Below are 23,086 nucleotides of genomic sequence, written 5' to 3'. Positions count from 1 at the left end.
TTGTCTCTTGAGCTTGACCGTTGGACCGGGTTGGTCCATGCCGCATGCGCGAGAGGCATTGCTGCACGCTGTTTACGAGTTCATTGCCGCCGGTGCTGGCGAAGAAATCACCAAGCGTGATGATGAAGCAGCATTCGGCCGCATCAAGCTGAAGGCGCGCGTGCTGCGCGATGCGACAAGACTTGATACCGGGATCACGCTCACGGCATCGGCGGCTGTCGAAGATTGCCTGGCAGTGAGCCAGCCTCCAGTCTGGTTCCTCCTCTATTGGCAAAGCGACCGCACTTTCAATGCTGAATTTGTAACGCGTATGGCGGCACTGGGCGCAAAGGCGTCAGTGTGACTATCGAAATGCCAACGCCAGGCGATCGCCGCAGGCAGTTCCGGGCAGGTTTCAAAATTCCCGACGACCTCGCAACGCCATACCTCAACGACCAGAACACCGGCCTGCTCAAAGTTGGCACTGCGCAGCAGCGGCCATGCCGACCTCGGCGGACATAGCAGCGCTGCGTTCCCTAACAACCCTACCGCTTGTCCTGAAAGGTATCCTCGATCCTGATGATGCCGAACAGGCTATTGGAACAGGTGCTGATGCTAAAGTCGTCTCGAACCACGGATCGCGTAATCTCGACACCCTGCCGGCGACCATCGACGCCCTGCCCGCCATCGCCGAGCGGGTAGCCGGGCGGATTCCCATCATTCTTGACGGCGGCGTTAGGCGGGGCACCGACGTTCTGAAAGCAATCGCAGTAGGGGTAAGCGCAGTCATGACGCCCTGCCAACGGACGGTGCCGACGGCGTAGCCCATTGCGTCAACGGCGAGATCGATCGGCCGGTAATCTGGTGAAGTCCAGGCCTATTTCTCGGCAAGTTCAGCATTGGACTTCTGCGCTTTCGTTCCGCGCCGCCCTTAGACTAGTCAAGCCGGAGCGACGAACCAGTCATGTCATGTTCCCACGCTCGCGACGAAGAACGGCGTAACAACACCGCTCGACCCGGACCAATCACCAGACTGGCTCATCGACGGTCTGGCCGGCCATGATTGCGAAGGATTGTTGGGCCTTGTGTGCGCCGACGCACGAGGCTATCCGCGCCGCGGTTTGCTCCGCAAAGGCCGGGTGTCGCAGGCGTCCTGCGTGATGGGCAGCAACGTCGCGGCGAGCATGCTCAGCGGCTTGGCTTTGCGCGCGGTTCTCTCGCGCAAAACTTTCACGAGAGCAGGGAACCTACCGTACCTGCCGCAGTTCGGCGATTTGAACAGCGGAGAAATTGGATGACGAAAAACACTCCTTCTTCATTTTCCCGGCGAGATTTTGTCGGTGCGGTAGGGATCGGCCTGACCGCGGGCGCCGTGGCGCAAGCTGCCGCTCAGGAAACAACCACTAAACCCCTAGACAACGGATCAGCCATGCAAGACCCACGCTCCAAGTACCCGCAGCCGCCCTTTCAGGCGCAGACCCAACCTTGGCCGGGCTTGGCGCGTGACATGAAACCCAAACCGGACCATGGCGAAACCACTTACAAGGGATCCGGTCGCCTTGCGGGCCGCAAGGCTATCATCACCGGCGGTGATTCCGGTATGGGTCGGGCTGCCGCTATCGCCTATGCGCGAGAGGGCGCGGATGTGGCTATCAACTACTATCCTTCGGAAGAGCCCGATGCGCGCGAGGTCATACAGCTCATACGAGATGCCGGCCGGACCGGTGTTGCTCTTCCCGGCGATCTTCGGGACGAAGCTTTTTGTCAGAAGCTGGTAGCCGACGCCTTGCAGCAACTCGGCGGGCTAGACGTCGTCGTGTGTAATGCTGGCAGACAGCAGGCGAAACCCTCGATCCTGGATATCACGACCGAGGAATTCGACGCGACCATGAAGACCAACATCTACGCGCCGTTCTGGATCATAAAGGCTGCGCTGCCGCATCTGAAGCCGGGGTCCTGCATCATCGGCACGACCTCGGAACAAGCCTATGACCCTTCGGCCGAGCTCTATGATTATGCTCAGACCAAGGCGGCTACGATGAACTACGTCAAGTCTCTAGCCAAGCAACTCGGACCCAAAGGCATCCGTGTGAATGGCGTGGCGCCTGGGCCGATATGGACGCCTCTGCAGATAAGCGGCGGGGCATCGGAGGAGAAGTACAAGGAATTCGGGAGCACCACCGCTCTCAAGCGGCCGGGCCAACCGGCAGAGCTGGCCTCGATTTATGTCCAGCTCGCAGCGGACGATGCGAGTTTTGCAACCGGAAACATTTACGGGTCCGGCGGAGGTCAGGGTCAGCCGTGAGCGACGGTTATAGGCCGGCGGCGCGAAAGTCCTTTCGCTCTGCCTGGGCGTGCCTTCTGAAGTTATGAGAACGGCAGCTTGTAATAGGTCTTAGCAGCGTACGGTGTAGATCCGACCCTAGATTCAGCAGTTCTTCGAAAGCTCAAACCGCGGCGATGCCGCGGCCGTCGTGGCATGCTTCGCACCGGACGCCTCGCTCAGGACTGGGGACGTCAATTTGAAGGGCATGCAGGGATAGCGGCATGGGATAGGACCGATAATACCGGAGTCCAATCTCGCTTGGAGGCTGTTAGCGCCGCCCCTTCTTGTGCTGGCTATGTCGTGACAGTCAGGGTGAACGGCGGCGGTTTCAAGGGCAAAGGCAAGATGAACTTCGTTCTCGAAGGCGAAAAGATTGCCAAATTGGATATCAGGTGAGTGCAACGGTACGTTGCTCGCTCTCTGGATAACGCCGCATTGGAATGCTAGCCTACCCATCGATTAGATCAGGCAAAGCATCTTCAACTACGCTCAGATTTCGGTCGAAAGTCTCGGTGTCGGATGCGTTGGCTCGCAGAGCCCGCACTTTATTCAGGATCGCCGCAACCGCTGCTTCCTTTTCGGGCGCTATGCGTGTTGTGACCGCTTTGGCCGCCAAAGCAGAAAAATCTATGGCGGCATAGGCTGGTACCGCTGCAGCGTCGGTTGCTTTCAGCCGCCCTTTTGCGATTGCGCGCCGGCCAGGCAGCGGAGCCGGACGGCCTGCCTTTGCCGCAAAAGTCGCGCCGCGCCGCAGGCGCGTTTGCAAGAGGCCTGAGCGGTAGGCAGAAGCTGTCGGCACAATCGTCGGGTGCGCAGGAGATGGAACCGCCGCAGCGGATTCCAACGCAGGGCTTTTCGTTCGCGAAGCGGCGGTTGAGGCGGGTAGGGGCATGAACGCGCGTTTGGCGAGTTGGCCGTCGGCGAAATAGAAATTGCGCGTGCCAAGGATCGGCAATTCGCCGCGCGGCATTATGATAACCTTATTCTTGTCGAGCGTACGGATTTCATCCGGCCGCATCAGGGGCCGTCGCACCTCCTTGCGGTGCTCCGAGCGCGTGTAATAGGTGTCGAACAGCGTGGCCTTGGTGCGTGTCACGTCCTTCTGCACGTCCGACGTTTCGCCGAGCTGCTCGGAAACGTAGCGCAGATCGTCAACGTCCTGCGCACCGAAAAAGATCTGCACGCGAGCAGCGTTGATGAGCGTCTTGCGACCTTCCTGGCGATAGACCTCGTCTACGGCCTTCAGCGACTGCACGAAAAACCACATCGAAACGCCGTTGCCGCCCAGAACGCTCGCCATTTCGGTCACGTTCTCGAGCTTGCCGAGATTCTGGAACTCATCCAGCAGCACAAGCACCTGATGCTCGTCCGGGCGCGGCAGACTTTCCGACATAAAGTTCATCATCTGCGTGATCAGGACGTTGAACAACGGTCCAAGCGACGTAATCTGCTCGCGACGCACGTCGAGATAGAGAGAAATCCGGTCACGCTTTAGCTTGCGAATATCGAACGTGCTGCGCGACGTAGCTCGCATCAGACGCTCGTTAAGAAAGGGCGCCATGCCGGTGCGTACGCCGGCGTAGATTCCCGAAAACTGCCGCTCGGACATCTCAAAATATGGCAACAGGGTTTGCAGGGTGAAGTGCGAGCATTCGCGGCGGCGTTCCTCGCGTAGCGAGCCGATGAATTCCAGGAGCGGCTGCTCGGCACCGTTCATGATCTCGAGGATCGTGGCGAAGGTCTTCTTCTCGTCCTGGATCGCAGGCGATTCCATGACGAAGGACGCTATGCCGGTGAAAAGAAGGCGGGCGTCGTTAACCCAATAGGGATCCGCGTTGGACGGGGGACGCGGAAACAGCGCCGCAGCGATGTTGCGAAGGTCGATGTCGCGCTGCGCCGAATCCAGGGAGATGAAGTCCATTGGATTGTAGCATGCGGTATTGCCGTCCGGATCAGCCGGCGCGAAACGCACCACGCGGCTGATGGTTGAACGGTAGCCGGCAGTTGCCGCATAAGTCTCGCCCCGCAGATCAAGAACCACGAGCGAATGCGGCCAGGTCAAGGCGTTCGGGATGATGAGAGAGGTGCCTTTGCCGGCACGCGGCGGCCCTATGACGAAGCCGCCGACATCATCGCCATCAATCCACAATTTCTTGCCGCCGATCAGCTTGCGCTGCGTCAAGCGGATCTTGCCGGAACGTTGATCACGGCCGGGCGACAGAATTTCGGCAAGCCTGCCGCCGGCTCGACCGACGAAGACGCCGCCCACTTTCGTCAGACCGGTTTTCGATACGTCGCTCATCGTCATGAAGCGAGAGTCATTGCGCTTTCTCGGGCGCATGAGAAACAGGCTGACCAGGGGCGCAAGAAACCCTAATGCTCCCGCCGCTATGGCGTATTGCACTCGGTCAAAATTTCTCGCGGTCACGTCAGCCCAGGCCAGACGAACAACCGGCAACGGATTGGCGTTCAGCTGGTCGAACAGGACGTGGGAGCCGGCCCGGTACCAATCAGTCGCGGCGTAGGCGACCGTGAAGAGCAGAACGCCCAGGGCCATCGCCATGAGCACCATGAAAATTGCTGTTGCGACTTTCTGCATAGGTGGGCTCTAGATCGTCTCCGCCTTGGTGAACTTGATCTCGCTGATGCCGCGCCGTCCGCCTTCGGTGCGGACCATCTGGACCACCACCGGAATGACCTCGCGCAGATAGTCAAGAATTTCGCTCCGTGAGAGGCCCGAGCTGCCCTGCATGACCATGAGCGCCAGCCGCTCGTAGGCGGACCGGGCGGAATTGGCATGAACGGTCGTGAGCGAACCCGGATGGCCGGTGTTGATCGCCTGGAGGAACGCGAAGGTTTCAGCGCCGCGCAATTCGCCCAAAAGCAGACGGTCGGGCCGCATGCGAAGGGAGGCTTCAAGCAGCTGTTGCGCGGAGACCTTGGCAAGGCCCTGGTCGCCCTTCGAGGCTATCAGGGTGACGTTATTGGGAGCCGGCAGCCTCAGCTCGCGGGTATCTTCGATCGTGATGATCCGTTCATGGACCGGAATCTCCTTCAAGAGCGCATTCAAAAACGTCGTCTTGCCGGTCGATGTGCCGCCTGAAACGACTATGGAGACACGGTTGCGCACCGCATATTGCAGGAAGTCCATCGGCGACGTGTCATGCAGCATTTCGACAAGCCGCTTTTCTTCCGTTGAAAACGCCAAGCCGGCGCCCATCGCCGTGTTCTCGAAGGCGCCGAGATCCTTGTAGGCATCAAGGCTCATATCCATGATGACCTGCTTGCGGATAGAGATCACCCCGCCTTCGGGAGCCGCGGGTGGCAAGATGCATTGGATGCGCTCACCCGAGGGTAGAGCGGCCGACAGGACCGGTTTTTCTTCGTTGATGACCTGATTTGTCGCCGAGGCGACGCCCGTCGAAATATTACGAATCCAGCTAGGTGTGACCTCGCGCTTGAGGACATGCTCCATTTCCTTCGCACCGAGACGTTCGATGAACAATTCACCCGGCCTGTTGATCGCAATCTCGGACACCGCATCTTCGTTCAAATAGGACCATATCGGCTCCAGATGAGCGCGCAGGACCGGGGCTCTCACCCAAGGGTCGGGGAGGGGATGCACGGCATTCATTTCACCGGGCTCCCATAGCCGGGATAGAAATGATCCTTTGGCGTCTCGTAAAGAGGCGTCGGATCGATCGCCGACTTCGGCCGCCCACCGGCCTTCAGCCGTGCAACTTCTTCCTGAATGGGATCAGCGTAGAAATCCGAGAAATCGAGATCTCGCCGCACCAGCACGACAATCGATGTGCCCTGGTCGACGTAGACTGTCGGGCCAATGTTCTGCGTGTCGCGAAACGCCTCCTGCGCGAGTTGCTGCAAGGCGGTCGATGACTTGTCGAAGGCGATGCCGCGGGCGTCGCGCTGCGAGCCATTGCCACCATACGTTACGGTCGTGGTCTCACCGGTTACGGGGTCGATCGTCGACACCTGGCGCTGTTGGCCATCTTGCCCGCTATCGCCAAGCGAGGACAGATATTCAGAGACGCCGCCAACGACGGAAAGCATGATGGCGTTGCCGTACCGTTCAACCCAGTGCGTGTCGACACGACCACCCATGCCGCCGCGGCCGAGCGCGTCTGCACCAGGCGATTTGATATCGACGGAAATGCCGTCCGAGCGAATGACCCTGGTCCAGACGATGAAAACACGTTTTTGACCGCGCGCCAGCCCCGAGCGGTATTCTCCGGTCAGGCGCGAGCCCTTCGGAATGAGGATCCGCCTGCCGTCGAGCGAGAAGACATCCTCACGCACGACCGCGCGCACGGCACCGGGAAGGTCGGTGTTAACAGCGGTTTCCAAATAGCCGCGAATGATCGTTCCTTCAGGGATCAACGCATCGGTGCGCCGGAAGGCCCTGGCTTTGACGATGCCGGAAGAACTTGCCTCAGACTGCGCCAGGAAGGCCTTGTTGGGATCACTGTCGGCGCCGGGGACTGGGACGATCTGACCGTCGGGCGCGATTTCGACCTGTGCCGCCTGGGCGCCGGCATTTGTCGATCCGGTTTGATCATTCGTCACCATCTGGTTTGAGCGCAGGCGTTCCCAGACGGCTTTTTCGTGCTCGGCGGCCTCAGCCTTGCGGCGAGCTTCGTCCTCAGCCGCGGCCTTGCGGCGGGCTTCTTCCGCCTCGGCCTTGCGGCGAGCCTCCTCGGCCGCCATTTGTGCCTCCAGCGCCCGCCGCTGCGCATCAAGGTCGCCGCCCTCCTGCACGGTCTGATCGACATTGTCAGCCTGCTGCGTGCCATTCTGGTCGGCGGCGGGCGGGGGCACCACGATCTGGTCGATCGTGCCGTCGGCAGGTTGAGGCGGCTCGTTCAACGCCGGCGGGCGAAACTCCGGCGGGTTGAAGTTTTCCTCGCCCTCGCTGCGAACATCGCGCGATATCGGCTCTCGAGGCCAGTTCAGCCATATCAGCGCGCCTACAAGCACCACGCCGAGGCCGACCAGAGCGACCTTGGTACCCACGCCCGCTCCGTGGCGCGCGACTGTTGGGCTGCCGTCCAGTTGGTTATAGTCGATCTGAGTCATCACCGCCCTCCGCTCGATCCGAACAGGGTGGAACCGCGTGTCAGTTTGGTTGGACCGTAGACCTGCTCGACCGGATCGATAGCGTTGGGCCGCGCCCGGTTGTAGAGGCAGAGCGTCTTGCCATCGGCCCGCAAGGTGAATTGCCGCGCGACCTTGTCGATGACTGTGTATTTGCCCTGCGTGCGAACGTTGACCAGCGACTCCTGGCGCTTGTCGTCGACAACGAAAATCGCCGGAATATCACCCTTGAACTCCAGAAACACCTTGGTGCCGTCGTCGAATACGGTGCGCGGCTTCAGGCTGTCGTCGCCCTTGTAAGCGTAGTCGTAATTGAGATCGGCATAGTTAAGGTCCTGCAAATCCGGATCGGCGGCGCTCTCCTTGGCCTGTGAGAGCAGGCGCGCGTTGATATCTTCGTCAGGGTATTTGAACCGGACCTGGAAGGATGCTCGGTCACGGCTATTGTCAGTGGCCTGCAGCAGCAGGGAATAGACGCGACGGTTGGTGACGACGTTGACGTTGGTCCACGCATCGCGCTCCAGCGGCTTCACGAACAGAAACCGCGATCCGCGTGTGGGGATGATCGACCAGCCTTTCGTGTCGCCAGCCGACACGGTTTCGATGACTTCGGTCGGACTGAGCTCGACCATCGTGGAAATGCCAAGAGCGGCGCGCACCGACGTCACGTCGTCATTGTTGAAGGTGACATATCGGATGCGGCCATCGCGTGCGGCCGCGCTGTGCATGGCGCCGAGCAAAAGGGCGGCCGATAGGACGAGACCCGCGCGACATCTCATTGCAGGCTTCCCGCGGCCGGGGCCGATTCCTGGTCGCGGCGGTAATCCGTAACCTGAAATCCCAGCGGATTGTCGAAACGCCATTCGTTCTTGAGCGGCGTTGAGGTGTAGCGGAATTTTATGACCGCCACCCAATTGTCGGTCGTGGACGAATTGTCCCGCCGCGTCGTCGTGGCAAAGCGCACCGAGGCCGTATTGCGATTGAGCAGGGAAACCGACTTGATCTCGACCGAGACAGTGACATTGCGGCCAAAGATCTTGTCCAGCGATTGCGGGTTCGCAGGCATGAAAAGCCACGTCAAATCCTTGGACGCGGCGTCGGTCGAATAGAGCTGTGCCAGGTCGTAATTCTGTTTCAGTTCACGGGAATCGTAGGTTTCGCGGGCTCTGATGTAGCGCACCAGATTGGCCGCTGTGACGGCCTCGTTCTGGGACAAATCTCCAGGCTTCAGCGCGCGCATGATCTCGAGGTAGCCCGTCGATTTGTCGACCTCGACAACATATGGTTCGAACTGCCGGAGCGGCAGTATCAGCACGAGCGCCAGCAGCGACAGCACCGCCACTAGTCCGGAAACGCCGCTGACGATCCAGGCCAATGTACGGGATCGACGCATTGACCTGTGCGTGTCGTCTTCCCAGGTCGCGCCCGCCCTGTAATACCGCTTGTCGACGAGTTCGCTGCTGCGGTCAGCAGCTGTTTCCACTGGCATTGCCACGTTACTATTGCCTCGTTTGCGCGACGCATTCTGATCCACGCCGCGATCGGTGATCGTTGTGTTCTCGCCTACGCCAGAGGCCTGGAGTTATCGCGCGCACCTTGCTGGATAGCGGTCCGGGTTGCGTCGTCGGCCCTCGCTGCTCGCGCAGTTCGGAAACTGTTGGTCGCGAGCTGCCGGGCGCCGCGAGCGGCGCGGCCTGCGGCCCATTGTGCACCGGAGTAGCGCACGGCGTTCCTGCCGAAGTTTCTATAAGGATTGTAGGCTCCAACGGTGCTGAGGTAGCCGCCGCCATTCAGGATCGAGGCAATCGAGGGTATCTGCATGAGAACGTAGATGCCGATGATTGTCACCAGCACCAGCGGCAGCACCAGCGACATTTTGCTGTCCATGGTCGCTCCGCCGGACGTGGCGGTGTTCAGCGCCGCATTGACGAGCGAGAAGTAGAAACCGAGAAAGCCGTAGATCAGGATTTGCTGGATCATCAGGAAGGTGGTCAGCGAAAGAAAGCCTTCGCTCATGCGCGAGGACCATCGATAAAGCCAAAGGATGATCCATATCGGCGCCAAGGCCAGCGTGATGAACAACATCACTTTGGCGGCAATGATCGCGGCAATGGCAAGCGCTGCGAAGATGATGGCCGACAGCAGGACGAGCAACGACAGGAGCGCGCCAAAAATGTCATAGAAGGATCCGCTGTAGACCTGATTGGCGACGTCCTGCGCCCCTTGGTAGAGGTTGTCGATCAGCGCTGGAATTGCCGCCTGGTCGCTAAGCTGATTGCCGGTGGCCCGCGACACGGCGCCGACGATTACCTTACCGACCTCGTTGGGAATGCTTTGCACGAGCTGATAGATCGTCGCGGAAAATGTGCCCCATCCGGTCAGCAGCAGATAGATGATGACCGCGCGGCCGAGGCGATAGGCCGCTTCGATTGGCGAAATCGACTCTCGCCCGCTCAGGATCGAATAACCCCACCACGCGATATAGAGGGTGAGCATGAGGGTGAAGACGTTGCCCATCGCATTGCCCAACTGCATATAGACGGTGCGAACGAAGTCCTCTCCGATGTTGTCAATGCCACCGAGGATGCTTGCGGCCAGACCGTTCATGGATCCTCGTCAATGATGCTGGCGAACGGCGTTGAATTGACCGGCTTCAGCGCGCCGCATTCGTCGGCGTGGGCATACGCCAAAGGGCCACACGGCGCTTTCAGTTCGCGATTTGCGCATCCAAAAAGCCCTGCGCCGAGCCCAAGCACAACGCATATGCGCAGCATCCGCCTCGACAAGCGCTCAGCCCCCACTCTTGCCGAATTCCGCAAACGGATTGACGGTGCGCGGTGTCATCATCTTCTGCACCTGGCTCTGGCGAAGAAGATCTCCCTTCAGCTTCTCATTCAGGGCCGCGACCGCGCCGTTCTGGACGCCGATCAGTTCGTTGACGGCGCGCGCGTTTTCCAGCTGCATTCGTGTGTTCTGGTCCACCGACCCCTTGACGTCCTGCGACTGCCCGATCTGCCCGCTCGCTGACTGCAAAGACTGTTGGCGCTGGGTAACGCCTTGCGAAGCCTGCGAGGTCAATGCGCTTAGCAGCGAGGCCACATTGACGCTGCCGCCATAGGCCGTGTTGACGGCGCTGGTCTCCTTGCCGGCAATCTGCTGGAGTTGCTTCACCAGCTGGAGCCCGTTGATGAGGGCGCCTGCGATTTTCTGGATTTCGGGCGAAAGGCCGCCAAACGAAAGCGCCCCGCCGTTCAGGATCGATCCGAACGACGGCGCCTGGGCGATCGACATGTTGCCGCCAAGGCCCGTCTGTCCGATGCCGAGCGAACCGTCACGACTGCCGCTGAGAGCCTGCAGGATCTCCTCGCTCTTTTTCAAGATATCCTTGTTGGAGTCCATGATCGAGTTGGTGTTGTCCGCATTCTTGCGAGCGACATCGAGATTGGCGCCATCAATGACGGCAATCTGTGCGTGGGCCGTGCTTGCCCAAAGCGCCAGACTGGCGGCAATCGCGAATTTCTTCATGTCAGCCTCCTATTGCTGTAGCGAATCGAAGACGCTGGCAGCGCCAGCAGGGTCGTTGGTGATGATCATCGAGCGGCTGTCGGATGAGCTCGACCGCGCGTTTTCAACTGCGCATGGTAACCACCGGCCGCGATCAATCTTCAACCGTTCCAGTTCGGCGGGATCACAAGAGAACGGGTTTGGAGAGCCGCTCTTCGGCTGCTGCAAAAGTTTGGCCGACTGCGATGCCTGAACGTTCGTCAACGATAGAAGTTGGCCCAGCAACGCCGTAAAATCCCCCGCCTGGGCGAGGTACTGGTTGGTGACATCGGCGTTGATCCCCCGAGCCGACGAGTTCAGCTCCCAAGCGTCCTTGTACTCGGTCACCTGGCCAACATTGCCCGCCAGAGCGTCGATCGCCGCATTGTTGGCGCCGATCTGCGATGAGCTTGCATCAAGGCCGCCAGCCGCCTTTCTCACCGTGCCCATGGCCGTGTCCTGGGCCGTGCCGCCCGCGCCGTCGGCCGTTACGATCGAGAACGGTGGCGGCGCGGCGGCCGGAGCCTTGCCGCTCGACACATAGTCGTTGAAGTAGCTGTTCCAACGGCCGACGCCGCCGGCCCACGCTCTTTGCTCGCCTGCGTTCGATCCGTTGTAGAAGGAGGCGAGACAGCTGTAATTCGTCGCCCCGCATTGCTTCACGCCCATACCGAGATATTTGACACCGCCTTCGACATTCTGCTCGTTCACGTCGCGGTCCAGTCCCATGGACTTGCCAGTGCCCTTGGTCAGCTGCATGACGCCTTTGACGCCGGTGTGGCTCCCGGCGCATGTGTCGAAGCGCGATTCCTGATAGGCGACGGAAAGCGCCAGGCCTTCGGGCACGCCGTACTTTTGCGCATAGTAGCGGATCATCTTCACGTTGCCGTCGTCGCGCTGCAACGCCTCGGCCGGTGACCGGCGAAACATCTGTGAGCGGTATTTGTTGGAATAGGTGCAGACGACGCTTTTCTTCTTCTCGGTTTCGCCCTTCTTGGCTTCATCCGACTTGGTGCTGTGCTGCTCGTCCTCTTGCCGCTTGTCGAGGTTCGGCCCGTCGATCACCGCGATCTGAGCGATAGCCACACTCATGCTTTCCGCCGTCGCGAGAACCACGGCCAGACAAGCACTGCTAAGCCGCTTCGTCATGCTCGCTCTCCCATCCGCAGAAGTATGGCAGCCACATCTCCGGCTCGTCGCCGAAGGTTTCCCGAAGCCGTGCGCATTCCTTGCTGTTGGCTTCGTTCGAGGACAAGACCTTGATGAGATCCGGCATCGCCGACAAATCGAGCTTGGCGACGATCGAGTCGCTGTCGTGCTTGACGAGGAAGGTGCGTGTTTCCTTCGCGGTTCGGCGCACGAACTCGAATTCCTTCGCCGTCAGCGAGAAGCGCTCCATGTAGGACTCCTTGCTCGCCTTCGGGTTGGGGAAGAAAATGTTAGTCTTCGTTTGCTCGATCAGCGACGACGAGATGGAGGAATTGACGACGTCTTCCGCCGTCTGGGTGCCGAAGCCGACCACGCCATTCCGGCGACGAATGGTTTTCAGCGTCTCGTTGATGAAGGCAGCGAAAACCTCGTCGTCCAGCAGCTTCCAGCCTTCATCGAGGAAAAGCATGATCGGCGAGCCGTCGATGACCTCTTCCAAGCGATGGAAGATGTAGAGCAACGCCGCCGAGCGCAGCTTTTTGTCGCCCAGAATCCTGGTCATGTCGAAGCCGACAACGGGCTTCGAGAAATCGACCAGATCGACGGGATTGTTGAAAAGCCAGCCCTTGTCCTTCGGGTCGAGCCAGGGTTGTATCCGGGCGGCCAGATCGTTCATGCCAGGCATGAGCGACCCCCGCAGCACTTCCGGCAGCAGGTCGAAGGTCCGCTGTTCGCGCGAGATCTTGTAGATCATGTCGACGGCGGCGTTGATGACGCGCATCTCCGCCACGTCCAGCGCACCGCCTTCCGGCGTTAGAATGTAGATAAGCAGATCTTCCAGGAAAGAACGGTTTTCTGCCGTGTCATCAAGCTGCAATGGCGCGAACCCGGTCGGCTGGGAAGGTTCCATCACCTCGTAGCGACCGCCGAGCGCCCGAACGAAAATTTCAGCGCCGCGCATGTAGTCAAAATAGACACATCGCGGCCGCGGCATGATGCGCATGGCCTGCGCCATCAGGAACGACAGCACCACGGTCTTGCCCGAGCCGGTCGGGCCGAACACCGTGAAGTGCCCGACATCGTGAACGTGGAAATTGAAATAATAGGCGGTCTGGCTGGTCGTTTCGAGCAAAGCGATGGGCCGTTTCCAATGCAGTCTCTCACGTTGGCCGGACGGGAAATTGTGTCCGGAAAAAAGGCCGGCGAAGTTAAGCGACGAGATCAACGCACGTCGCGCGATGTAGCTGAAATTTCCCGGCAACTGCGCCCAGAAGGCCAGTTCCGTGTTCAGCGTCTCGCGAACCGGCACGATCGACATGCGCGAAAGCTCGGCCGTGATGTCGGATAGCGCACGGTTGAGTTCAACCATGTCCGGTGCCAATGCCATGACGCTCATGTGATGCTGTCCGAAGATGACCTCGCCGCCGGCCAGCTTGTCGGCGCCGTCGTGGACGGACTCCTCGACCGTCGTGCCCGCCTCGTCTGACCCCTCAACCTGGTTCGCGATCGTGTTGATCCTGCGCATCGCGGTCACACGGTCTTCGATTGCGAAACTCTGCGTCAGGACAAACTCATGCGGCAGGCGCAAGAGACCGTCCAATGAGCCCGGAGCCGTGAACGGTGGGTATTCCTTGATCGACACCATCGCGCCGAGTTTGGCGGCGCCGGGCCCGCGAAGTTCCAGCGCGGATTTGCCGAAAAACAGCTGTCGTGTCGCCAGCACATTACCAAGGCTCATGCGCGGCAAAGGCATTTCCACGTCGACGCCGCCGGCGAGAATCTTCGCCAAAAATTCCGCCGGCTCGGAAAAGAAGCTGTCGCGGCGCTTCACGACGCCGAGAAGCCGCGCACCATAAGCCGTGAAATCCTTGACGACGCCGTCAAGAACGTCACGCAATTCAGCCATCGCCTCTTCGCGGGTTTCTTCGCCTGCGGTACTGATGCGAAACGCATTGAGCGCCTTGTCCACCCAGCCGACACGGCCGAGCATCGGTCGGCGTATGACCGTCAGATACGCCTCGTTGACGAAAAGGTTTCTCGCCCCAAGCTCATCCATGTAGCGGGCGTCGAGTTCGGCTACGAAAGAATTGTCAAAGTCGCCTTCGATCTCAGGCGTCACGTGGCGACGGATGATCGTCGTGTAGACGGCAAAGCGAGAGGTCGAGAGGTTGCGGAACGTCGTGTTGCGGTTGAACATTCGGCTGTTCAACTCGGCCTGGTCCATCGTCTGGAACGGCAGGCCACTAAGCTGGACAACGCCGACAAGGAATCCGCTCTTCGTCACGATGAGATTGTCATCGTCATGGCGAAGGTAAGGTATGTGCATCGCCGCGGGCTTTTCGCGCCGGCGCTCACGGCCAAATTTTAGGTCGGCGTTGGGGCTCATGGCGAATAGCTCCTCGCCCCCCAGAAGGTGAGGTTCGCCACCGCTCCGCGTTTGGAGACACGCCGCTCGAAAATATGAAACATGTAGGGGTCGCGCTGGCACAGATATGCGCTGACCAGATGCACCACGCCGAACACGCCAAGGCCGAGCATGAAGCTGCTCGTGGCGATAAAACCGATCACCGCCAGGATGCCGTTCAGGGCAAAAACTTCATATCGCACCCCCCATTTCATCGGGGGGCGTGTCAGTGGCAGGCTGACCGGCTCGACATAGACCTCCTCGTCGTCCATGTCTCAGCTACCTCCAGCGGTCGCGCGAACTGCGTCCACAAGCTGGGCGGCGCCGAAGATCAAAGCGATGCCGATGATGATGGAGAAAGCCATCATCCACGCCAGCCGGCCCGTCATGGCAAGGAAGCCGAGAAAGCAGACCGCAATGATGGCGAATGAACGCGCTATGTTGCCCTGCAGAACGCCGACGAACCACTCCAGGACATTCTCGACTGGTGCCGCCGACTGGGCATACGCAGTGGCTGGCGCGAGCGCTATTCCGACCGCCGAGGCCACCGCTAGTTTCAGGGCAAATTTGCCCGGTCTCCTGTATTCCACCCTTGGCTCCTTTCAGTTGCCGAAATCCATGACATGACCATCCTGCCATGCGTCCTCGCTTGCTGGCGGTGCGGCCGCGAGCGTCTCGGATTTGGTCAGGGCGGACTTCTTGACGACACCGCCGAACTTCCAGCGGTTCAGTATTTTCACGATGTATTCTGCCGTCTCCGGATTCACCGGAATGCCCTGCGCCTTGTAGACGCTGTTAGGCCCGGCGTTGTAGGCCGCAAGCATCAACAGCGGATCCTGGAATTCGTCATAGAGTGACTTCAGATAGCGAAGGCCTGCCCGGACATTTGCCTGTATATCGCAACGGTCGCTGACACCGAGATCGGCCGCCGTGCCCGGCATCAGCTGCATGATTCCCAGGGCTCCGGCCTTGGACGGACCTTGACTGGCGCCGAGATCGCTTTCGGCCCATGCAATTGTCTCGGCCAGATCGGCGTCGAACCCTTCCTCTTGCGCGATTGAACGCACAAGTTGGGAGACCTCAGCACGATTTACGGTCTCACACGCTCCCGGCGTTGGCGCCCCGACTGCGGCAAGGGCTTGCGCCGGCGTTGCAAAGGCGACTGCTACGCGATCTGATGCCAGGTCCCGGCCGTGCGCTTCCATGGGCAATGTCGCGACAAAGAGGGTGAGCAGGAAAGCGAATCGAGTGTTCATACTGTCGCCAAAATTTAACACTTTACTATGGCTACACGCAGCCCTAGTAAAGTGTCAATACGATATGCAACGCGAGGACGGATTTCGATGAAACAGACTGCCCTTTGCACGGTCTTGCTGCTCCAAGGTACCGTGGCTTATGCTGGCGGCACTGATGCCCCGAACGCCTTCGCGCAGCCGTCGGAGCGCTACCTGCTCCAGTTTGCGAAGCCGGGCGAGAAGATGTTCGTCTATGAGCGCTACGATGCCAGAGGCGCGCTCTTTCAGCGCGATGCGGCCGCTCTCATCGGGCCAGTTGAAGTGCCATCGGCGACCGAGCGCGTCATCAACGGTGTGAAGTATCGGTTGCGCGGCCTTGCGGCCTGCCCAAAACCGAAGATTGCGTACAAGACGCAGCAGTGGGACTGCACGAAGGCCGCGCAGGACTATGAAGAGGGAATCTACAACGATCGTGCATCTGTCGTGCTTTGCAAGACACTTGTGCTGCAAAGCAGGAAGGGTGAACCCGACGCTGTGTCGTGTTTCTCGCTCGTGGGAGCGGGCAACGCAAACGACCCATACAACGTCGCCTACGACGACGACGAAATGGTTTTTTTCCACATGGCGGCGATCGGACACAGCAAGGACGGCAAGTCGCTGCGCCCCGATCTGGAGCATTCCGCCGATCTCGGTGGACAGTTCCAGGAATGAAGCGGGCGAGCCTCGCAGTGCTGGCCGCATTTGGTTTGTGTGCATCGGCACAGGCTCAGGATGCATCGGAGTCTGTCGTGCCAACGCCCTTCGCGGTATCGAAGTCGGCTCAACTGCTGACTGGAGATACGTGGCGAGACGGAGATCACCTTTTCCGCCTCTATGGCGTCCAGTCATGTCTTCGAGGCACATCAGCCGAAGAGCCAAGTGGGAACAAAATCGATTGCGGGAACACATCGCTGGCGCATCTGGCAGCGCTGTTTGATAGCGCGGCGGTTACGTGCCAGCCAATCGGCTACGCCCTGGACAAGGCGGCTTTTGTCGTGTGCGGTGCGCAGCTCAATGGCGAAACAATTGACGTTGGCACCGCGCTCATAGCGACCGGATACGCGTTTGCTGCAACGACAGCGAAGGGCAAAGCCGTCAATGAGAACTACCTCGTCGCGGAAATCAACGCTAAGATGAAACGTGCGGGTTTGTGGGGCACGACGTTTCAGCATCCTGTGCAGTTGCTGCTAAACAAGCGGTCGGAGAGACAACAATGAAGCCCGACGATGATACGCACAAATATTACTATCCCGTGGAAGGACGCACCGACGGCGCCATTGGCGATGCTATCGCTCTCATAGCGATCATCTTGGTGCCGGCAGGCCTCTATGCGGCCTGGAATACCGTGGTCTCATGGATTTCAGCGCTCTTCTCCTAGGACTGCAGTTTAGCGAAAGTACCGAGCAACGCGCGAAAATCGTCGACATCAACCTCGCACCAGTCGTTCCCCAACAACCGCCGGAAATAAGCTGCCTTTTTTTTCATCTCAACGACATCAGCCACCGGCGCAGCGGCCGCGCGCCGACGCGCGATAGCCTCTTCCGCCATTGCCGAATCCAATCGCCGGCCGATCAGGGTCGCGTCCGGCCCGTCGGCTCTCATCGATCGCCTGCCGAGACGTTCAACCATGGCAACTGCATGACGATGCGCCGCGAGCAGATTCGCGACTCCATCGGCCTCTTCCATTACTCCGTTATTACAGACCACTTGAATGGGCATCTACCGGCTCCATGCGCATGACAATTCGTAAATGACATCTGAGGGAGGCGAGAAAAATAGGATTGGGTTCATCCCTCCGCTTCTCAGGCTCCCTAAGCCCTGGCTCCCTAATGTTCGTTCATGAGGTCACACTAACCCTGCCACCAAACAAACGTTTCGGTTGGCCGGCAATTTGCGAAACATCTCCCACGCATCTAACGTGTTCAGCCTCTCCAGCGGGTCACCCGTGATTTGATCTCTCCCGTGCCGGCCAAAATCGAGTTAATAAAAACGTTGATTGAGGACGAAGGCACGATAGGATACGAAGCCTAGCGAAACGGAACGAAACTAGAGCCCATAAGTTGTTGTTTAAGAACGGAAAGTTATTTCTCCCTCCGCCGAGAGACGGGAGTGATTTCAAGGAATTGTTCAAACGACTGGCGGCGGCGGGTGCGGGTCGACTGTTGGACAAAGACGGGTTTCCTGCTGGCCCATGGACGCCCGAACTCCTTGCAGAGGCGATCTCACTGATTGATTCCAACCGGGTTGGGGTCGATCTGCGAACGGTGCAGCTTTGGTTTCAAGAGAACGAGAAGGGGATTAGCACTGCCAACATTCGTTGGCTGGCGAGGATTTTTGGATGCGATGATGCGGTCGCAACAAGCGAATGGCAGATGGAGCTAGGTGAGGCGCAATCGCGGTTATCGGCCAAGAGACGAGAATGGAAGAGAGCCGGAAGCGGCGGTGCGCAGGAGATTCCAGATACGGCAGTGACTGCGACCATCGATGACGCGACAGACTCCCCGGCAGAGTTGATACTGGATACTGACCCCAAGGGGCCGAGCCGGCGCTTTAGTTTGGCAAGGGAATCGGAGGCGTTTTTTAGTCGCGGATCTCCCCTGAATCTACCGGCGTCGGTGTTTGCGGGTGTCACCGCTCTTGGGTTTTTGTCATATCTTACGGGGGTTCACAGCGTGACGTATGGCCGCGCGGATGGCGTCGTCAAGCAGGTTGGGTTTCTTTGGACAGCGAATTGGACATTCGTCTTCATGGTATTTTTGCCACTATTTTTTGCCTTCGTGACCGAGCTGGTGACCTTTTGGAAAGATGAAGGCCGCCCAAAGCTTGTGGCGCAGGGCGACAAGGTGGAAAGCGACGATGCCTGGGCACGCACCGTACAAGCTTATTCGTATTCATATTGGGCGGTTTTTCTGATTTGTGTGATGTTCGCCGGTCTTCTTCAGTGGATCGGCGTGTCTTTAATCCCGTTGCTCAAAGGGGGTGGCAACTATGCGACGGATTGGGGCTCGTTAGCGATTGTGCGCCCTGAGGTTATATCGGTGCCGGAAGCGGTCGTGTTCACGGGGCTCGCTTACCTGTATATGTGCCTCTGTTTTTATCTGTTCTTCGTAGGCCTGATTTTGCTTTATACGGTGATCCATGATCTTTGGAGTATTGGAGAAGCCGCGAGTAATCGGCCGGAGGTGGACTATCAACACGAGCTACATGAAGTCAGCATCAGGGTTATGCGTGCGATTTTTCGGTGTACTGTTTTGGTACTTTTGATCGCCATAGTCATGAAGCTCCAGAGTGCTTACCTGACATCGCGTGGAGAGAATATTGTGTCTTGGTTGGCCGTCGATATCTCTTCCCCCTTTTATGGGCGCAATGATGTGAGCGCCGGGATCATCTACCGTAGGCCGACCCATTACAGTAGCCTTCTCATCGCTATTTCGACCTGTGTGGTATTCGTGTACGGCTCCATCCGTTTAGGTGTCGAACGTCGGGTTTCTTTGTGGAGGATGTCAGCGATCGTAGCGTTACTCGTGGCTGGCTACTTGCTGATCGATGCATTTGCTGGCTTTTCGATCATGATGGACGTTGGAGTGCTGTTCGCGATATACGGCCTGTTTGATCCAGGGCTGGGGCGAGGGCAAGCGAGTAAGTTAGGAAACAATCAGAGTGTATCATAGTTGGCTTGATCGTTGGGATGAGCGGCGGGCGCGACGCGGTGAGGAAGGCAAGAAACCATCGGATTTCGCCCTTGACGCGGAACTCGCCTTTCCAAATGCGAAGAAGATAACGAGTATCGAGGAATTCTGTGCCCTTGCGGACCAGGCCGTGGCTGATCCAGTCTTTTTCGCCGACCCGAATCTGAGTGATCACGGATTTGAGAGGCTAGATGGGTGGCTCAAATTTCCATCGGACATTTCTACTGATGTCCAACAGAACAATGGTGTCTGGGCGAAAATCACAGAAAGCGGGTCGTTCGATCAGGCGATGGTGATTTTTCACCATTGGAATGCAAGCTCCTGGAATCACCAGATTGCCAGCTTTTTCTCGAAGCGCGGCATCACGGTCGTCGAGATTACCATGCCCTATCACTTCGAGCGCAGCCGTCCTGGATCCCTGCACGCCGATTATATGCTTAGCGCCAACCTCGGTCGAACCATCCAATCCGTAAGGCAGGCAGTATTGGACGGTCGAAAGCTCGTTCGTTGGTTGAAACGCCAAGGCTATCGAGACATTTCGGTTCTCGGTATGAGCTTGGGTTCCTGGGTCGCTGGATTAATCGCAGCGCATGACCCGGCTGTGTCAAAAGCCTCGTTGTTTCTGACGGCGGGGAGTCTGGCCGATATGGTTTGGACGGGTCGCGCGACACGAGCGATACGTGAAAGCCTTGAGCCTGAAATTGAGCTGACCGATCTCAGAAGGGCCTGGGGTCCACTTAACTTGGAGAATTACGCACGTAGTTTGGCGCGGCCTGATCTCGATCTTCATGTTGTGTTGGCTAAGAGAGACAAAGTGGTGTTACCAGAGCTATCGGAAAGGTTCATGCATAGGCTGAAGGACGCCGCAGCTAGGCCGAATATTTTGAAATTAAACTGTGGTCACTATTCGCTCGCCATGCCGCCTTACATTTTGTTGGCCGGTTTGAGCTTGAAGCGGTTTCTGTCGCGTGTTGACAAGTCGGCCCGGCGAGCATGAGTTTGGCTTTGGCCGGTCAGTTGACTGGCAAATTCTCTCGCACGCAACACGACACAGAAGTGATGAATGTGGGGTCGCCGCCTACCGGACCAAACCGACCCTGGAGGTGGCCGACAAAGGCGCAGGCATGACACCGGCAATTGTCGAAAAGCCCACGACACCCTTCTTCTCTACACGCGCCGGCAGATTGACGGCTTGTTCTCAGATGGTTTCGACCCTCAAGGGAAAGCTCTTCATCAGCAAATGCGCCGGCACAGCGTCCATATTAAAGTCCCGGTATCATCCTGCCGCTAACAGCCGACGATGACGCCAGCGGCCCGACAGCCGCGGCGGGGGCCCTAGTCGGCCGCTGGGCCTGACGGCAGGGGCGTAGGAGCGGCGCCGGCTGGGGCGAATTATAGCCCTTTAGGAACACTCGGGGGGCGGCTAGGTGTCGGCTCTGCCAGGCGGGATCTCTTCGGAAAAGAGGAAGGTCGCTGGATCAAATTTCAACGCCTCGGCGATCGCGGCAATCGTGTCCACGCTGATGTTGCCGCTCGCGCGTTCCAGTTTCGTGAAGGTCGCCTCCGCCACGCCGATGAGTTCGGCCATCTCATACCGATGCAAAGTACGTCTTTGCCGCTCAAAATAGATGATGTGCGCCAGCCGCTTGCGGATCGCATTGTCGTCCAACCGATGCGCCCATTCCGGAACTTTCTTACCGCCGGCGAGCAGTCCTGCAAAAGACAATTGCAAGGCGTTTGCCATGACCTGCAGCGTCGTCAATGTGACGTTATTTTTCTGACGCACAGTCTGAATGTAGGTTCTATAGGCCAGTTTTTCGCCCTCGGGGGTCCGAAACAGTTCGGCCATGTGCATATGGGATAGGCCGCGTCTGGCTCGCTCCCGCTCAAGCGCCAGTGCAATGTTGGCGCGCAACGGGTTGTCGACTCCGCCTCCAACGTCTCGTTTCATAAATCGATGTAGTCGCACAAACCTGCCTTTTCGATCTGTCCTTTTTCGCGCGGATCATCCATAGTAAACTGTCAAAATCCGCAGCGAGGAAAAGGCTATGACCATTCTCAAATACCTGCTGGGGGGTGCCGTGGCCATCGCGGGCGCCGCAGCTCTTCCATCCCAATCAAAAGCGTCGGAATGGGGCTGTCAGGTCCTCCTATGTCTTTCCGGCGACTGGCAAGGCACCTCCTCGTGCCACCCGCCAGTTTACAAGTTGATTGCGGCGATGGAAGCCCCGGGTTTTAATTGGCCGACCTGTCCGCAAGCCAACTCCAGCGCAGCGAGATTTGAGAAGTACGAGGATTGTCCGTCTGGCTGGCAAGCAGTTGGCAACTCTGAATCCGATCGGCCGGGCTCAGGTCAAGAACGGAACATCTGCCGTATTGCGGCCGATAGGCTCTCCCTGCCCGTCGTTTTCGAAAACAACGCTCTCGGCGGGCATCATGGAGACGGATCTCGCCAGGTCCAAATCGAAATCGACGGCAAGTTGGTGGCGGCAAAAATCCAGACTGCGGGGGACGATGGAGAGCATTCGCTCGGGGATGGCCGCACCTACTACACCATCTCTCGGCCGATGCGCGGAAAGCCCTGGTTCATCGAGTACGACGACGTGAACGGCACCCGCCAGAAAAGCTGGTTCAATCTCAACATGCCATGAGCTAGGCGATCACGCAGCACGAGGTACTATGGTATCGCAATTCAGGGAGGTTTGGAGTGTTCAAGGCGCTTCTCCTGTCCACTGTGATTTTTAACACAGGCGCAGTGTTGACGGCTGCTGGTCAGAGCGACAGGCCGCGATCAAGTGTGGACAATCCTATGTGGCCCGCTTCACTGAAATGGGACTGCACGACCGCCGCCAAAATCGTGTGTGAGCGTGATGGCAGTTGCTCGGCGGCTGAGGACCACAGTGGGTTTGTGCTGAACTACGGCAGCAACGAAGCCGAGTTCCCGGCCAGCAATGTCAGGATCAAACGTCACTATCAACAGACCGTGCAGGCAAGCCCTTTGCAGCAGGAAGTTAAAGTCGAACTGGCCGACAATCGTGTTCTCTGGCTGACGGCAGTGGATGCTAGCCGCACTTACTCGGAAGCGTGGGTTGGCGCACTGAGCGAGTTGAAGGGCGGCGCGGTACTGATGGAATCCGAGGGAGTCTATTGCATGCCGCACAAGTGAGTGTACCGAGAGGGTAGGCGGCGAAGGTCCATGTGGTCTGACCTCGAGCGCCAGGCCTGCCTTGTAGGACGCGCCGCACGCCGCCAAGCGAGTGCTGACTATTTCGGACCGTAGCCGGATGGGCAGACATCTTGGATGAAGGGAGATCTGCTCTCGTTTTCGTCCTTTTGAAGTTTCGACGCCTTCGTCACGCTTGGTGCCGAGCTAGCGCTGGCGGACAGGGGAGGGCCGTTCGATTCTAAGTCCGACGCATCATCGAGACATCGAGCGACATGGGCCTTACAGAACGGAAAAAGGGCGGCACCCGTGCCGCCCTTTCCATATCTGAAGACTGAATGGCTGGATTAGAAATCCATGCCCCCCATGCCGCCCATCCCGCCCATGCCGCCGCCGCCCATGCCGCCAGGCATGCCGCCGGCGCCAGAGTCCTTCTTCGGAGCTTCG

General features: G+C 58.8%; 23 protein-coding genes and 1 pseudogene. 10 read left to right on the top strand and 14 right to left on the bottom strand.

The window, feature by feature from the left end; translation table 11 throughout:
- Positions 1 to 37 precede the first annotated feature (37 nt).
- From X739_RS1000000170970 to X739_RS137870, 3 genes and pseudogenes are all read left to right on the top strand, one after another.
- Positions 38 to 343, top strand: coding sequence for an alpha-hydroxy-acid oxidizing protein (locus tag X739_RS1000000170970; protein WP_023796420.1), 306 nt, complete (start codon positions 38 to 40; stop codon positions 341 to 343).
- 37 nt (positions 344 to 380) lie between these two features.
- Positions 381 to 803, top strand: a pseudogene (locus tag X739_RS1000000170965) (alpha-hydroxy-acid oxidizing protein); the annotation flags it as partial.
- Between the two features lie 605 nt (positions 804 to 1,408).
- Positions 1,409 to 2,284 (top strand): SDR family oxidoreductase, encoded by an 876-nt coding sequence (locus X739_RS137870; RefSeq protein WP_245273976.1) that lies wholly within the window; start codon positions 1,409 to 1,411, stop codon positions 2,282 to 2,284.
- Between the two features lie 469 nt (positions 2,285 to 2,753).
- Here the strand turns inward: X739_RS137870 and X739_RS137875 are convergent, their stop codons facing one another.
- The 12 genes from X739_RS137875 to X739_RS137925 form a co-directional block, all read right to left on the bottom strand.
- Positions 2,754 to 4,904: a type IV secretory system conjugative DNA transfer family protein gene (locus X739_RS137875; protein ID WP_023796416.1), complete on the bottom strand. Its 2,151-nt coding sequence runs from the start codon at positions 4,902 to 4,904 to the stop codon at positions 2,754 to 2,756.
- 9 nt (positions 4,905 to 4,913) lie between these two features.
- On the bottom strand, positions 4,914 to 5,939 hold the full coding sequence (gene virB11, locus X739_RS137880; protein ID WP_023796415.1) for a P-type DNA transfer ATPase VirB11: 1,026 nt from the start codon (positions 5,937 to 5,939) through the stop codon (positions 4,914 to 4,916).
- Positions 5,936 to 7,399: a type IV secretion system protein VirB10 gene (gene virB10 / locus X739_RS137885; RefSeq protein WP_023796414.1), complete on the bottom strand. Its 1,464-nt coding sequence runs from the start codon at positions 7,397 to 7,399 to the stop codon at positions 5,936 to 5,938. Before virB10 ends, virB11 begins: the two co-directional genes overlap by 4 nt.
- On the bottom strand, positions 7,399 to 8,196 hold the full coding sequence (locus X739_RS137890) for a TrbG/VirB9 family P-type conjugative transfer protein (protein WP_023796413.1): 798 nt from the start codon (positions 8,194 to 8,196) through the stop codon (positions 7,399 to 7,401). The genes virB10 and X739_RS137890 overlap by 1 nt, the downstream gene beginning before the upstream one ends.
- The gene (locus X739_RS137895) at positions 8,193 to 8,906 is read right to left on the bottom strand and encodes a type IV secretion system protein (protein ID WP_031252595.1); all 714 of its coding nucleotides are present in this window, start codon (positions 8,904 to 8,906) and stop codon (positions 8,193 to 8,195) included. Before X739_RS137895 ends, X739_RS137890 begins: the two co-directional genes overlap by 4 nt.
- 74 nt (positions 8,907 to 8,980) lie before the next feature.
- On the bottom strand, positions 8,981 to 10,024 hold the full coding sequence (locus tag X739_RS137900; RefSeq protein ID WP_023796411.1) for a type IV secretion system protein: 1,044 nt from the start codon (positions 10,022 to 10,024) through the stop codon (positions 8,981 to 8,983).
- A gap of 183 nt (positions 10,025 to 10,207) precedes the next feature.
- On the bottom strand, positions 10,208 to 10,942 hold the full coding sequence (locus tag X739_RS137905; RefSeq protein WP_023796409.1) for a type IV secretion system protein: 735 nt from the start codon (positions 10,940 to 10,942) through the stop codon (positions 10,208 to 10,210).
- A gap of 9 nt (positions 10,943 to 10,951) precedes the next feature.
- Positions 10,952 to 12,109: a lytic transglycosylase domain-containing protein gene (locus X739_RS137910; protein WP_023796408.1), complete on the bottom strand. Its 1,158-nt coding sequence runs from the start codon at positions 12,107 to 12,109 to the stop codon at positions 10,952 to 10,954.
- On the bottom strand, positions 12,093 to 14,495 hold the full coding sequence (locus X739_RS137915) for a VirB4 family type IV secretion system protein (protein WP_023796407.1): 2,403 nt from the start codon (positions 14,493 to 14,495) through the stop codon (positions 12,093 to 12,095). Before X739_RS137915 ends, X739_RS137910 begins: the two co-directional genes overlap by 17 nt.
- A complete protein-coding gene (locus tag X739_RS01385) occupies positions 14,492 to 14,785 on the bottom strand; it encodes a VirB3 family type IV secretion system protein (protein ID WP_023720449.1) in 294 nt (97 codons plus the stop codon). The genes X739_RS137915 and X739_RS01385 overlap by 4 nt, the downstream gene beginning before the upstream one ends.
- A gap of 3 nt (positions 14,786 to 14,788) precedes the next feature.
- Positions 14,789 to 15,103, bottom strand: coding sequence for a TrbC/VirB2 family protein (locus tag X739_RS137920; RefSeq protein ID WP_032924558.1), 315 nt, complete (start codon positions 15,101 to 15,103; stop codon positions 14,789 to 14,791).
- 12 nt (positions 15,104 to 15,115) lie between these two features.
- Complete coding sequence (locus tag X739_RS137925; protein ID WP_198026189.1) at positions 15,116 to 15,718, bottom strand: lytic transglycosylase domain-containing protein; 603 nt, start codon at positions 15,716 to 15,718, stop codon at positions 15,116 to 15,118.
- 138 nt (positions 15,719 to 15,856) lie between these two features.
- Between X739_RS137925 and X739_RS137930 the strand changes: the two genes are divergently transcribed.
- The 3 genes from X739_RS137930 to X739_RS1000000169735 are packed head-to-tail and all read left to right on the top strand — an operon-like array spanning position 15,857 to position 17,165.
- Entirely contained in the window at positions 15,857 to 16,459 is a 603-nt protein-coding gene (locus X739_RS137930) for a hypothetical protein (protein ID WP_023796404.1), read from the top strand.
- Positions 16,456 to 17,004 (top strand): thermonuclease family protein, encoded by a 549-nt coding sequence (locus X739_RS137935; protein ID WP_023796403.1) that lies wholly within the window; start codon positions 16,456 to 16,458, stop codon positions 17,002 to 17,004. Before X739_RS137930 ends, X739_RS137935 begins: the two co-directional genes overlap by 4 nt.
- Positions 17,001 to 17,165 carry a hypothetical protein gene (locus X739_RS1000000169735; RefSeq protein WP_023796402.1) on the top strand — a complete coding sequence of 55 codons (165 nt, stop codon included), beginning with the start codon at positions 17,001 to 17,003 and terminating at the stop codon, positions 17,163 to 17,165. Before X739_RS137935 ends, X739_RS1000000169735 begins: the two co-directional genes overlap by 4 nt.
- On the opposite strand, the gene X739_RS137940 is transcribed toward X739_RS1000000169735, so the two are convergent.
- Positions 17,162 to 17,506: a hypothetical protein gene (locus X739_RS137940; protein ID WP_156940048.1), complete on the bottom strand. Its 345-nt coding sequence runs from the start codon at positions 17,504 to 17,506 to the stop codon at positions 17,162 to 17,164. The two genes, X739_RS1000000169735 and X739_RS137940, sit on opposite strands and share 4 nt — an antisense overlap.
- 344 nt (positions 17,507 to 17,850) lie before the next feature.
- Here X739_RS137940 and X739_RS137945 point away from each other — a divergent pair, with 344 nt between their 5' ends.
- Positions 17,851 to 19,458, top strand: a complete 1,608-nt coding sequence (locus tag X739_RS137945) for a hypothetical protein (RefSeq protein ID WP_031252591.1) — start codon at positions 17,851 to 17,853, stop codon at positions 19,456 to 19,458.
- Complete coding sequence (locus X739_RS137950) at positions 19,448 to 20,473, top strand: alpha/beta hydrolase (protein ID WP_023796399.1); 1,026 nt, start codon at positions 19,448 to 19,450, stop codon at positions 20,471 to 20,473. The genes X739_RS137945 and X739_RS137950 overlap by 11 nt, the downstream gene beginning before the upstream one ends.
- Before the next feature lie 426 nt (positions 20,474 to 20,899).
- On the opposite strand, the gene X739_RS137955 is transcribed toward X739_RS137950, so the two are convergent.
- On the bottom strand, positions 20,900 to 21,391 hold the full coding sequence (locus tag X739_RS137955; protein WP_245273974.1) for a helix-turn-helix transcriptional regulator: 492 nt from the start codon (positions 21,389 to 21,391) through the stop codon (positions 20,900 to 20,902).
- A gap of 133 nt (positions 21,392 to 21,524) precedes the next feature.
- On the opposite strand from X739_RS137955, the gene X739_RS137960 reads away from it, so the two are divergent.
- Together X739_RS137960 and X739_RS0136045 are read left to right on the top strand one after the other, a co-directional pair.
- Complete coding sequence (locus X739_RS137960; protein ID WP_023796397.1) at positions 21,525 to 22,127, top strand: hypothetical protein; 603 nt, start codon at positions 21,525 to 21,527, stop codon at positions 22,125 to 22,127.
- A 56-nt stretch (positions 22,128 to 22,183) separates the two neighbouring features.
- Positions 22,184 to 22,642: a hypothetical protein gene (locus X739_RS0136045; protein ID WP_031252589.1), complete on the top strand. Its 459-nt coding sequence runs from the start codon at positions 22,184 to 22,186 to the stop codon at positions 22,640 to 22,642.
- Positions 22,643 to 23,086 lie beyond the last annotated feature (444 nt).

The organism is Mesorhizobium sp. LNHC209A00, from assembly GCF_000502915.1.
Lineage (GTDB): Bacteria > Pseudomonadota > Alphaproteobacteria > Rhizobiales > Rhizobiaceae > Mesorhizobium.
Note: the sequence above shows the minus strand (reverse complement) of the source record. Positions and strands in the feature narration are given on the sequence as shown.